We start from the raw sequence: 11,746 nt of genomic DNA, 5'->3' as shown, positions 1-11,746 counted from the left end.
CGTGGTCACGCTGTGCGGTGGGCGATGCGATGGGCGAAGGAGCCCAGCTCGGTGCGGACCGGTTCGGACATGTCGGCCGCCTCCAGGGTGGCCAGGGCGCTGGTGAGCAGACCGGAGATCTGCGACTCGATCTCGTCGACCGCGCCCACGTCGGTGAGGATCGACCGGGCTGCACGCACCTCGTCGGCGGTCAGCGGTCGGCCGATGGCGGCGCGGAGCCGTGCGGCGAGGGCCGGATCGCGCTCGGCTGCCCGTGCCAGTCCGACGGCGAGCAGCGCGGTGCGCTTCCCGGCGACCAGATCGTCGCCGGATGGTTTGCCCGTGCGGTCGGGGTCGCCGAAGACTCCCAGGAGATCGTCGCGCAACTGGAAGGCGACACCGAGATCGTGGCCGATCGAACGGAGATCACCGATGAGCGATGCGGGCGCCGACGCGAGGGTGGCGCCGAGTTCGAGCGGCCGGGCGACCGTGTAGGCAGCGGTCTTGAACCGCATGACGCGGTAGGCGGCGCCGACGGATTCGTCGCCGGCCGCCTCGTTGACGATGTCGAGGTATTGGCCGCCGAGAACCTCCGTCCGCATCGACGACCACACCCGACCGACCGACGCGGGCAGTGGACGTGGCGCGGATTCTCCCGACGCGGTCGCATCGCCCGGGTGATGACCGTGCACCATGTCGTCGGCCCAGGCGAGGGCGAGGTCGCCGAGCAGGATCGCGGCGGCCATCCCGTGGTGGGCGGCATCGCCGGCCCAGCCGTCGTCGAGGTGGCGGCGTTGGAACACCCGGTGCACGGTGGCACGGCCGCGTCGGGTGTCGGATCGGTCGATGATGTCGTCGTGGATCAGTGCGCACGCCTGGACGAGCTCGAGCGAGGCCGCGACGCGGAGCGCATCGTCCGCGGCGGGGACGTCCGGCCCGGCAGCCGGCAGGTCGCGTCCGGACGAGGTGAGGCCGGCGAGCCATCCGGCATAGGCGAAGACGGGGCGCACCCGTTTCCCGCCCTGCAGGACGAAGTCCCGCACCACCTCGCCGGCCGCACCCACCTGCGGATCGACCTCGGCAGCGACCGGGAGCGCGCGCTCGAAGAAGACCTCGAGTGCCGACTCGACCGCGGCGGGCACGGCGTCGAGTGTGGTCGGGATCGGCAGGGCGGACGTCACCCTGCCAGGCTAGTGCCGCCGACGTCGCCGCCGTGGAGCCCGGTCCCGGCAGGGCGCGACCCGTGATCCGTACTATGTGTGGGTGACCTCATCTCCCACCCGGGCTCCCTCGATCGTGGACCGGCTGTCGGCACCTCACCGCGGCCCCGTCCCGTTCTCGGTGGAGTTCTTCCCGCCCAAGGACGCCGAGGCCGAGGCGAGGCTGTGGCGCGCGGTCCGCACGTTCGAGCGACTGGGTCCGGCCTTCGTGTCGATGACCTACGGCGCCGGCGGCTCCACACGCGACCGGACGGTTCGTATCACCGGCGAGCTCGCCGCCCAGACCACACTCCTACCGGTGGCCCATCTGACCGCGGTCAACCACAGCATCGACGAGCTGCGGGCGCTCGTCGGCGCCTATGCCGACCAGGGCATCACCAACATCCTCGCGCTCCGCGGCGACCCTCCGGGCAATCCGCTCGGCGACTGGGTCCGGCATCCGGACGGGGTCGCCTACGCCGAGGAACTGGTTCGGCTGATCGACCAGCTCGGCGACTTCCACGTCGGTGTCGCGTCGTTCCCCGAAGGGCATCACCGGGCGCCGACGCTCGAGCACGACACCCGCACTCTGGTGAACAAGCTGCGCGCCGGTGCCGAATACTCCATCACGCAGATGTTCTTCGACGCCGACGACTTCCTGCGGCTGCGGGACCGGGTGGTCCGCGCGGATCCGGAGCAGGGCGCCAAGCCACTCATTCCCGGGATCATGCCGATCACGTCGCTGGCGAGTGCGCGGCGGATGGCCGAGCTGTCGGGGTCGGTGATCCCGGCCGATGTGCAGGAGCGGTTCGCGGCCGCGGCCGGTGACGGCGCGGAGGAGGACCGTGCGGCGGTGCGTGCGGTCGGGATCGACTTCGCGACCGAGATGGCACAACGCCTCGTTGCCGAGGGCGTGCCGTGCATACACTTCTGCAGCCTGAACTTCGCCAAGGCGACCAGCGAGGTCCTCGAGCGCCTCGGGGTCGACACGTCGTCGGCGCTGGGCGCGACCGTCGGCTGACGTCCCGACGCTTGGCCGATCACCGACTGCCGGAACCCGTCGTCGTCTGTTGTGTCGTCGTCGTCTGTTGTGTCGTCGACGTCTGCTCGGTCGCCTCGGGTTTCGTCGACGATTTCGTGTTCGTCGGTCCCAGTCGCCGTGGACGGCCCGGTCGGGGACTGCGGTCTCGCTTGAGATAGGCCAGCCAGCCCACGATCGCGACGGTCGCCAGGCAGATCAGCGCGAAGAACCACGACCAACTGCTGACGGCGGCCGTCGCCGGATCCGGATAGGTGGCGTCGGCGCTGAAGTCCGACGGCTTACGCGGCTCGGGCGTCCACGTGACGGTGGTGTCGCTGATCTGATCGCCGTTGGTGGCGCTCACCGGTCCACCGAACGTCACCGTGAGCTCGACGAAGTCGCGGTTCGGGGTCAGATCGGTGAGGTCGGCGGAGCCGCGGAAACGTACGACGTCGCCACTGCGTTTCGCCGACAGATCCATGCTCATCGCGGACTCGCCGAAAGAGGCCGCCACGATGTCGCCGAGCTGGCTGAACTGACCGGCGGTGAGATCGTGGAAGACCGCACGGGTGCCGACGCGGGGGATGACCTTGTCGGCGGTGGCGCCGGGAGCCGCGCTCGCGCCGGGGCTCGCGGGAGACTGCGTCGGGGAACTTCCGGGCGCAGCGGTCGTCTCGGACTCGGGTCGAGTGGAGTAGTCGCTGAGGGTGACGCTCGACGTCATCGACTCCGGGACGTCGAGCTTGGGTGCGCCACGCGGATTGTCCGGGGAGGTCGCCACCACGATGGTGCCGGAGTAGCGGTCACCAACGGTGGTCGAGCGTTCCAGGCAGCCCGTGAGCATGGGCGCGGCAGCCATCAGGGACACCAGTAACAGGACCGCGGACCTACGAGATGACGAGCGCACGTTGCTCATCGTGCCAGACGCGCCGGAGCAACCGTTGCCGACTCGCACGTGTCACCGCCGAAGCGCCAGGTGCGCGGAGATCCGGCCGCTCGCTCCCGTCACGCCGCCGCCGGGGTGCGTCGACGCCCCGGCCAGCAGGATCCCTTTCGCGCCGGGAACGGAGTGTCCGGACAGATCGGGGTGGGGGCGCCAGAAGAACATCTGGTCGATGCTCATCTCGACGTGCATGATGTTGCCGCCCAGCAGGCCGAGTTCCTGTTCGAGGTCGGCCGGGGTCTGGATGTGGGTGTGCTCGACGTGTTCGCCGAACCCGGGCGCATGGCGATCGAGTTCCGCACCGATCGCGGCGGCCGCATCCGGCGCGACATCGGCCCACGACCGGCCACCGGCGAGCCGATGGGGATGCCACTGGGCCCAGACGTTGACGAGATGCTTGCCGGGTGGCGCGAGCGTGGGGTCGATCGCCGAATATCCCATCGCCACGCAGGCGGGTCGCTCGGGCAGGTCGCCCACCGACGCCGCGGCGTGTGCTCGCCGGAGCTGCGCGCGATCGGTAACCAGCAGGCCGAGAGCCGAATGCACGCCGTGGGCCGGGAGGTCCGACGGCAGGTCGCGGTAGGCGGGGAGGGCGTCGGTGCCGAGCCGGACGGCCATGCCGATGCCGTCGCCGATGACGATCTGCGACCGCCAGCGGTCGGCCGTCTCGTGGGGATATCCACCTGCGGTCAGCAGGTCCAGGGTGGTGGCGATGTGACAGGCCGCGATCACTTTTCGCGCGCAGTGACCTTCGCCGTCCACGGTCCGGACCTGCCAGTGGTCGCCGCACCGGGTGATCGTGGTGGCGGCGCGGCCCAGCAGCACCTCGCCGCCGTCGCTCCCGAGCCGGCCGAGAAGGGCCTCGGTGAGTGCCCCGCTGCCACCGATGGCGCGGCCGGGCGGGATGTCGTGTTGGAGCGCGGCGAAGCCGACCATCGGGGCGGTACCGGGTGCGCTCATCGATGGACCGGACTGCGCACCGAACCAGGCCAGCGCGGCCTTGAGTGGCTCGGAGGTGAACCACCGGTCGAGCAGGGTGTCGCCGGAGGACATCAGCTCCTGCGTCAGGGAGAGCATCGCACCGGTCCGGTGTCCGATGAGTCCCGTCCGGGCGGAGTCGGCGGTGCTCGCGAGACCGGTGAACGCCGCAGCGAACCGTCCCGGACCCGCCGGGGCGTAGAACGCGCGCATGACTGACTTGGCCCGGGGTCGCCACACCTCGACGAATCGTCGGTAGGCCTCGGCGTCGTCCGACCCGACCGCACGCTCGATCGACTCGCACGTGGCGTCGAGGTCGGTGCGGAAGATGATCGGCCCGGTCCGATCGGTCGAGGGGGCGAACGCCCAGGGATCACAGTCGACGTAACGCAGTCCGTGATCGGCGAGAGACAGCTCGTCGAGGATGGGGGAATGGCGGATCATCAGGTGCGCCGACGACCCGCGATCGACCCGATAGCCGGGGAAACGCTCGACCGTGGAGACCGCGCCACCGGCGACGTGGTCGCGTTCGATGACGCGCACCGATCGCCCGGCACGGGCCAGGTAGGCCGCCGCGACCAGGCCGTTGTGGCCCGCCCCGACGACGATCGCGTCGAGTGGCCGATGGGTTCGATCGCCGGCGGGGCTCACGCCCGGCGATTCCGCCCGGTCATCGTGCCCGGGCCGGGTCGTCGGGGCCCAGCGGAAGCGGCCGTCCCAGAAATGCGAACGGGCGCGGATCGCCCGTGAAGGTGAAATGGCGCAGTATGTCGACGAATCCCATTCGCCGGTACAGGGACCAGGCGCGGTTGTCCTCGGCAGGCGCCTCGGGGGTCGACAGCAACACCTGGCACTCGGGCCGACCGGCGAGCAACCGGCCGAGGAGCCACTGTCCGATGCCGCGTCCCTGTGCCGTCGGGTGCACGTGCAGTTCGGTGAGCTCGAAGTAGTCGCGGGTGATCGCATCGACGGAGGGATCGGAATGTCCCGCCTGGCGCAGGCCGATGCGGAGCTGCTGATTCCACCACTGGTCGCGTGCGCCCTGATAGCCGTAGGCGATCCCGACGAGGAGTTCGTCGTCGGCGAGGGCCACCGGCCGGGCCAAGCGCCGACGCACCATCTGCGGGGAGGTGATCTCCGTGGCCGGCACCGTCGCCACCGCCCCGACCGCACGCCAGCCGGGCCGGGTGATGTGGTCGCGCCAGAGCGCCGCCCGGTGAATCTCGGTACCGCGTGGGTAGTTCATCGCGGTCACGTAGATGTCGAGGGCGGGTTCGAGCCAAATCCGGGAATCCTGGCCGGTCAGATCAACGAGGCGGATCGTCAACGAACGTCTGTCCTCTCGTCGAACAATGGACATCGGGGTCGGCCGTCGCCTTGAAGGTGACGGAGGTGCTAGCTATATTGAATATGTCGAACGGGTGTTCGATGAATCAGCCTCCGCAAGCTGTTCTGTCCACCCGGCCGACATCGGGCGTCGGCCCGACGGCGACGAGGGAAGCGTTTGCTGTCGGGCCGACGTTGTATACAGCAGTCGCACCGCATACAACGACGGCCGACTGACCACGGGGAGGTGGACATGCCCAACTCGATTCCGACGACCGGGTCCACGACGGACATCGATCCGATCGTGGTGGGACGTAGCCGTGACCTGCTCGACCGCGCCCAGAACCTGTTCGACAACGCCGACGGCGTCGACGACTCCGCAGAGCGCTTCCGTCAGTACTACCTCACCGCGTTGCGTGCCGCAGGCGCGGCGCTGGAGATCCACGAACCGACGAACAGGCCGGTCCGACGCAGGCATTCCCGTAGCGCCTGGAATCGGGTTCCGGTGGTGGTGCCGGAGCTCGACGACCACGCCGCCTACTTCGCCGCCCGCTCGCGGATACGTCTCGACATCGAGGCCGGCCTGATCCGCTCGATCGATGATCGCGCGGTCCAGCAGATGCGCCGTAGGGTCATCGACCTGCTAAATGCCGTCGAGGCGTTGCTGATCTCGTACGAACAAGGCAAGTTGCCCCACCAGGCCGCGCATTCGGACCGGACCGCGTAACGGTATGATCCGACCCAACCTCGGGTAATGGTGGTCGCCGGGTGATTCTGCTCGTATCATGGGAAATTGAAGCCGCAGACGGCGGCAGACGGCGTCGACATCGCGCAGGACCGGCAACGGCGATGCGGTCGGGTCGGTGGAGTGGGAGTTAGGAGGGTCGGTGCCTCTTTCGGAGCACGAGCAGCGGATGCTCGAACAGATCGAAAGCGCTCTGTATGCCGAAGACCCGAAGTTCGCGTCGAGCGTCAAGCGTCGTCGCCTCGGACGGTCCAGCGGCCGGCGCCGCCTGCAAGCGGTTGCCATCTTCGTTGTGGGTCTGGTCCTCCTCGTCGGTGGACTCATCGTCGAGGTGCGCGTCGGCGGGTTCCCGATCATCAGCCTCGTCGGCTTTCTCGTCATGTTCGGGGCCGGGTTGCTCGCCCTCTGGGGCGGCGGCAGTCGATCAGCGGGGGCAGACCGTGAGCAAGGCCCCGGTGCCAAGGAATCCCGCGGCGGCGGACCCAAGCGAAAGTTCTCCGAACGCATGGAAGAGCGGTTCAACCGCCGCTTCGAGCAGGAGTAGATTCTCCGCCGGGTGAGACCGGCGCCAGGTCGTTCACAGACCGCACACCACTTCGGTGTGCGGTCTTTTCGGCTTCGACGCCCGCCGGTTGAGGCCGGCGACCCGTCCCGCGACTCCCAGCCGCTTTCTCCACGGTGCCCCGCTTCGATTGCCCACCTGCCCCACCCCGATTCCCCACGGTGCCCCACCGGCGTGCCCCACTACGCCCCACCGTGGGCGGACTTCATGTCTCACCTGGCACTTTGATGTGATTGAGCATCATTGCCACCACCCGCCTGTGCTTGCGACGCGCCGTGTCGCGGATCGTTCCCCACTCGAAATCAGGCCATTGAACTGGACTTTTCTGATCCTGTGGAGGGTAAGTGGAGCGTCGGGGGTGGAAAGTGGAGGAAAGTGGGGTACTGTGGCAGCACTGGGTGAGGCGAACCGGACGTCGAACCCAGTAGGGCAGGAGGTGACGACATGTCCGTGCGATTTGTCGGCACCTACACGCCCAAGTTGGACGACAAAGGGCGGCTCACGTTGCCCGCCAAGTTCCGCGACGCGCTGGCAGGAGGGGTGATGGTCACACGAGGCCAGGACCGCAGCCTGTCGGTGTATCGGGCCGAAGAGTTCGACGCGATAGCGGAACAGACGATGGCGGCATCGCGGAACAACCCGGAGGCGCGGGCGTTCCAGCGGTACTTCTTCGCGAGTACCGATGAGCAGCGGCCGGACGGACAGGGACGGATCACCTTGTCCGGTGAGCACCGGAACTATGCCGGCCTGTCCAAGGACTGCGTGGTGATCGGCGGGTTCGATCACCTCGAGATCTGGGACGCGCAGACATGGAGCGACTACCAGAGTCAGCACGAGGAGGACTTCTCCGCCGCGGGCTCGGCAGCCCTGGACGCGTTGCTCTAGCAGGCACCGCCCGGGCAGACAGATGAATACGGGATCGGATGGGTCGAGGCCTCGGCCCGGAGCGACCCTGGCGTACTTCCCCAACGCCAGGTGCGCGATCGGGCCGAGACCCCGCCTCATCGGAGACCTCCCGTTGCGAGCCCTCACCGCCCGAGACCGACGAATCGAACCGCACAGTCCGAGGAGGAGGTCGGTGAACGCACGCCACGAGGAGCCGGACGGCGAATCCGGTCGGCTCACTCCGCACGCGGAGCCGAGCGGTGCGCCCCGCCGTTCTGGCGAGTTCGGTCATCTGCCGGTGATGGCGGACCGCATGGTCGACCTCATCACGGCAGCGTTCCCCCGAAGCGCCGGCACTCCGATCTTCGTGGACGGCACGCTCGGGGCAGGCGGCCACACCGAGCTCATACTGCGCGCCGATCCACGGGTCCGGGTGATCGGCATCGACCGGGACAGCAACGCGCTCGACATCGCGCGCGACCGCCTGTCAGAGTTCGGTGAGCGGATCACCTTTCATCAGGCCCGTTTCGACGAGATCGGCGAGGTGATGACCGACGTCGGTGTCGACCTCGTCGACGCGGTGCTCTTCGACCTCGGCGTGTCGTCCATGCAACTCGACCGTCCCGACCGGGGTTTCGCCTACGCGGTCGACGCGCCACTGGACATGCGGATGAATTCCTCCGAATCCACCACTGCTGCAGACATTCTCAACACGTACTCGCACGGCGACCTCGCACGCATCCTGTCCGAGTACGGCGAGGAGCGATTCGCCGGGAAGATCGCGTCGGCGATTCTGCGGGAGCGTGAGAAGGAACCGTTCACCACCAGTGCCCGTCTCGTCGAACTGCTCTACGCAGCCATACCGGCCGCTACGCGCAGGACCGGTGGACATCCGGCGAAACGCACCTTTCAGGCGTTGCGCATCGAGGTCAACCACGAGCTCGATGCACTTCGCCGCGCACTCCCGGCGGCGATGTCGGCCCTGCGGGTCGGTGGGCGCGTTGCCGTCATGAGTTACCAGTCGTTGGAAGACCGGATCGTCAAGCGGGAGTTCGTCACACGAACGACATCGACCTCGCCGATCGGCCTGCCGGTCGAATTGCCGGACTCGGCACCGGATTTTCGCCTGGTCACCCGCGGCGCCGAGCGAGCGAACGACCAGGAGCAAACGGAGAACCCTCGATCGGCCCCGGTGCGTGTCCGGGTGATCGAACGTGTCGACGAAAAGGATCGCGCATGACCCTCTTGCAGGACATCGAGATCGACGATGATCACGTCGAAGCGGACCAGATCCGCCGGGGCCGGCGGCATTCGGGTTTCGAGAGTGAGCGCGCGACCCGGTCGCGCGCGGCCCAGCGCGCGATCGACCGTAGTCGGAAACGGCTCGAGCGGGATGAACGGGCCGATCAGATCGCGGGCCGGTCCAAGGCGAAGTCGACGCCTGCGGTCGGTCGACCGATCTCGATGCGGGCTCGAATCGCCGGAATTCCTTTCGTGGTACCGGTACTCGCCCTTCTCGTGGTCGGGCTCGGCATGAGTCTGCTGTTGTCGACCAAGGCTGCCGCGGATTCGTATCGGCTCGGTGAGGAGCGGCAGGCGAACCAGGCGCTCGTCGATCGGCGTGACTCACTCAAGCGCAGTTACGAATCCGGTGACTCGGCGCCGGAACTGTCCGACAAGGCATCTCGGCTGGGCATGGTGCCGGCGAAGAATCCGGCGCGGATGATCGTGGACGGCACCGGGCGGCCTCGGGTGATCGGTGATCCGGAACCCGCGCAGGGTCGTGCCATGCGTTCGATCAATCCGCCGACCGGGCCGGACCCGGTGTCCAGCATCGACCCGAAGAAGGTCGACGATTCCGAGGGGCTTCCCGGAGGCGAATCGGAATCCTCAGGTACACAACAGGGTTCGACTTCAGATGGTACTCCCGCGCAGACGCCAACCACCGCGCCCACGCCTGCCCCCAGCACGGCGCCGGCACCCGGCGCGTCATCGTCCGTGACCCCTGAGGGGTCCGCAGCGACGACGGACTCGGCCGCACCAGCCGCACCAGCCGCACCAGCCGCACCCGCGGCACCAGCGACCCGCCCCGCACCCAACGTCTTGCCGACGAACCAGAACGCGCCGGGCGCAAATTCGACGGAATCCCGCTAACAGCGTGGACAATTGGCAACCATGACACGTGCCGTCTTCCAGCGTTTCGACGCGGGTTCGTCCGGTCGGGGTCGCGGTGGCCGCGGAGGTTCCGGTGGTTCCGGAGGTGGTCGCGGCGGTGCCGGGTCCGGAGCCGGCGGTCCGCAACGACCGGAGACATTTCTGGGCCGCAGCCGGATCGCCGGGGCGCTGGTGATCCTCGCGGTGCTGGCGGTGGCGATCCGGATGATCGTGGTGCACACCGTGGAGGCATCGTCGATCTCGGCCCAGGCGGCCCAACAACGCGAGTACACCCAGATCCTCACCGCGAAACGCGGAGCGATCCTCGATCGCAATGGTCGCCCGCTCGCCTACACCGACGAAGCGCGATCGCTGACCTTCCTGCCCAAGTCGGTGCGCAAGACGATCGGTGAGGCGCACCAGAAGGACGCCGCGCTACCGGATGTGGACGACCGTCTCGGCGAGATCGCAAAAGGCGTGTCCTCGGCCCTCGGTGGTTCGATCAGCGAGCAGGACCTGCTGTCGAAGCTCAAGAGCGACGACACCTTCGTCTATCTGGCGCGGTCGGTCAGTCCGGAGGTGGCGAACAAGATCACCGACGAGTTCCCAGAGGTCGGGGCCGACCCGCAGAGTATCCGGCTCTATCCGGGAGGGTCGTTGGGCGCCAACATCATCGGCGACGTGAACTACGACGGCAACGGTCTGGTCGGTCTCGAGGCCTCACTCGATTCGCAACTCGCAGGCACCAACGGTTCCAAGACCTACGATCGCGGCTCCGACGGCGCGATCATCCCGGGCAGCACTCGCAACGTGCATCCGGCCCTCAACGGCGCGACCGTTCGCCTCACCATCGACTCGGACGTCCAGTGGTTCGTGCAGAGCCAGGTGTCGGCGGCCAAGGCTGCTTCGGGTGCCAAGAACGCCTCGGCGGTGGTCCTCGACGCCAAGACGGGCGAAGTGGTCGCGATGGCCAACGACAACACGTTCAACGCCTCGCAGCCGTTGGGAGATCAGCAGAATGCCGATCTCGGCAACCGGGCGGTCACGTCGCCGTTCGAGCCGGGCTCGGTCAACAAGATCATCGCGGCATCGGCAGCGATCGAGTACGGCGTGACCACGCCGACCGAGGTCCACCACGTGCCGGGCAGCATCAACATGGCGGGAGTGACGGTCAACGACGCCTGGTCACACGGTGTCGAGCCCTACACCACGACCGGGATCTTCGGTAAGTCGTCGAATGTCGGAACCCTCATGCTGGCCCGGAAGGTCGGGGAGAAACGGTACGCCGACATGGTCGACAGATTCGGCCTCGGGCAGCGCACCGGCGTGGGGCTGCCCGCGGAGAGCGCCGGCGAGGTGCCTGCGCTGAGTCAATGGTCGGGCGGTTCGTTCGCGAATCTGCCCATCGGGCAGGGACTGTCGATGACCCTGCTGCAGATGACCGGGATGTATCAGGCCATCGCGAACAATGGTGTGCGGGTCCCGCCGCGCATCCTGGAGTCCGAGAAGCGGGACGGTCAGGATGTCGGTGACCTGGCTCGCCCGGACGGCGTCCGCGTGGTCAGCCCGCAGACTGCTGAGTCGGTCCGGAACATGTTCCGGGCGGTGATGCAGAAGGATCCGATGGGCGTGCAACAGGGGACCGGCTACACGGGTGCGGTCGCGGGCTATCAGATATCGGGAAAGACGGGCACCGCCCAACAGGTCGATCCGAGTTGCGGCTGCTACTCGAACTCGAACTACAACATCACCTTCGCGGGTATCGCTCCGGCCGACAATCCCCGATACGTGGTCGGCATCATGCTGGACAACCCGAAACGCAGCTCGGATGGCAGCGGCGGGCAGTCGGCGGCACCGATGTTCGGGACGATCGCGTCGTGGTTGCTGCAGCGTGACCGGGTGCCCCTGTCGGGACCGGCGCCGCGCCTGACCCTGGAGGCGCCCTGACCCGAGG

11 protein-coding genes are annotated in these 11,746 nt (G+C 68.1%); 7 read left to right on the top strand and 4 right to left on the bottom strand.

The features are described from left to right. Nucleotides 1–5: 5 nt before the first annotated feature. Nucleotides 6–1,160: a polyprenyl synthetase family protein gene (locus tag ACLQ3I_RS00570; RefSeq protein WP_425799838.1), complete on the bottom strand. Its 1,155-nt coding sequence runs from the start codon at nucleotides 1,158–1,160 to the stop codon at nucleotides 6–8. 82 nt (nucleotides 1,161–1,242) lie between these two features. Here ACLQ3I_RS00570 and metF point away from each other — a divergent pair, with 82 nt between their 5' ends. Beyond that, the gene (metF, locus tag ACLQ3I_RS00565; protein WP_425799837.1) at nucleotides 1,243–2,199 is read left to right on the top strand and encodes a methylenetetrahydrofolate reductase [NAD(P)H]; all 957 of its coding nucleotides are present in this window, start codon (nucleotides 1,243–1,245) and stop codon (nucleotides 2,197–2,199) included. A 19-nt stretch (nucleotides 2,200–2,218) separates the two neighbouring features. On the opposite strand, the gene ACLQ3I_RS00560 is transcribed toward metF, so the two are convergent. The 3 genes from ACLQ3I_RS00560 to ACLQ3I_RS00550 form a co-directional block, all read right to left on the bottom strand. Then, nucleotides 2,219–3,058 carry an LppM family (lipo)protein gene (locus tag ACLQ3I_RS00560; RefSeq protein ID WP_425799836.1) on the bottom strand — a complete coding sequence of 280 codons (840 nt, stop codon included), beginning with the start codon at nucleotides 3,056–3,058 and terminating at the stop codon, nucleotides 2,219–2,221. A gap of 99 nt (nucleotides 3,059–3,157) precedes the next feature. Next, entirely contained in the window at nucleotides 3,158–4,771 is a 1,614-nt protein-coding gene (locus ACLQ3I_RS00555) for a phytoene desaturase family protein (protein WP_425791907.1), read from the bottom strand. A 19-nt stretch (nucleotides 4,772–4,790) separates the two neighbouring features. Next, nucleotides 4,791–5,447, bottom strand: a complete 657-nt coding sequence (locus ACLQ3I_RS00550) for a GNAT family N-acetyltransferase (RefSeq protein ID WP_425791909.1) — start codon at nucleotides 5,445–5,447, stop codon at nucleotides 4,791–4,793. Nucleotides 5,448–5,699: 252 nt separating this feature from the next. Here ACLQ3I_RS00550 and ACLQ3I_RS00545 point away from each other — a divergent pair, with 252 nt between their 5' ends. The 6 genes from ACLQ3I_RS00545 to ACLQ3I_RS00520 all read left to right on the top strand — a co-directional run bounded on the left by ACLQ3I_RS00545 (nucleotide 5,700) and on the right by ACLQ3I_RS00520 (nucleotide 11,739). Continuing rightward, entirely contained in the window at nucleotides 5,700–6,173 is a 474-nt protein-coding gene (locus tag ACLQ3I_RS00545) for an SAV_6107 family HEPN domain-containing protein (RefSeq protein ID WP_425791911.1), read from the top strand. A 160-nt stretch (nucleotides 6,174–6,333) separates the two neighbouring features. Next, nucleotides 6,334–6,735: a DUF3040 domain-containing protein gene (locus ACLQ3I_RS00540; protein ID WP_425791913.1), complete on the top strand. Its 402-nt coding sequence runs from the start codon at nucleotides 6,334–6,336 to the stop codon at nucleotides 6,733–6,735. A 462-nt stretch (nucleotides 6,736–7,197) separates the two neighbouring features. Continuing rightward, a complete protein-coding gene (mraZ, locus tag ACLQ3I_RS00535; RefSeq protein ID WP_425791915.1) occupies nucleotides 7,198–7,638 on the top strand; it encodes a division/cell wall cluster transcriptional repressor MraZ in 441 nt (146 codons plus the stop codon). 292 nt (nucleotides 7,639–7,930) lie between these two features. Further along, nucleotides 7,931–8,878 carry a 16S rRNA (cytosine(1402)-N(4))-methyltransferase RsmH gene (rsmH, locus tag ACLQ3I_RS00530; protein WP_425792110.1) on the top strand — a complete coding sequence of 316 codons (948 nt, stop codon included), beginning with the start codon at nucleotides 7,931–7,933 and terminating at the stop codon, nucleotides 8,876–8,878. Further along, the gene (locus ACLQ3I_RS00525) at nucleotides 8,875–9,792 is read left to right on the top strand and encodes a hypothetical protein (RefSeq protein WP_425799835.1); all 918 of its coding nucleotides are present in this window, start codon (nucleotides 8,875–8,877) and stop codon (nucleotides 9,790–9,792) included. The genes rsmH and ACLQ3I_RS00525 overlap by 4 nt, the downstream gene beginning before the upstream one ends. A 21-nt stretch (nucleotides 9,793–9,813) precedes the next feature. Next, entirely contained in the window at nucleotides 9,814–11,739 is a 1,926-nt protein-coding gene (locus tag ACLQ3I_RS00520) for a peptidoglycan D,D-transpeptidase FtsI family protein (protein WP_425799834.1), read from the top strand. The last annotated feature ends 7 nt before the right edge of the window (nucleotides 11,740–11,746 follow it).

This window comes from Gordonia sp. DT101 (genome assembly GCF_049844895.1).
In the GTDB taxonomy this organism is placed as follows: domain Bacteria; phylum Actinomycetota; class Actinomycetes; order Mycobacteriales; family Mycobacteriaceae; genus Gordonia.
This window is presented reverse-complemented; position numbering and strand designations above follow the sequence as displayed.

Coding starts and splice junctions, on each gene's coding strand:
- ACLQ3I_RS00560 (WP_425799836.1), bottom strand. CDS start 3,058: ATGGCTGCCGCGCCCATGCTCACGGGCTGCCTGGAACGCTCGACCACC.
- ACLQ3I_RS00545 (WP_425791911.1), top strand. CDS start 5,700: ATGCCCAACTCGATTCCGACGACCGGGTCCACGACGGACATCGATCCG.
- mraZ (WP_425791915.1), top strand. CDS start 7,198: ATGTCCGTGCGATTTGTCGGCACCTACACGCCCAAGTTGGACGACAAA.
- ACLQ3I_RS00525 (WP_425799835.1), top strand. CDS start 8,875: ATGACCCTCTTGCAGGACATCGAGATCGACGATGATCACGTCGAAGCG.
- ACLQ3I_RS00520 (WP_425799834.1), top strand. CDS start 9,814: ATGACACGTGCCGTCTTCCAGCGTTTCGACGCGGGTTCGTCCGGTCGG.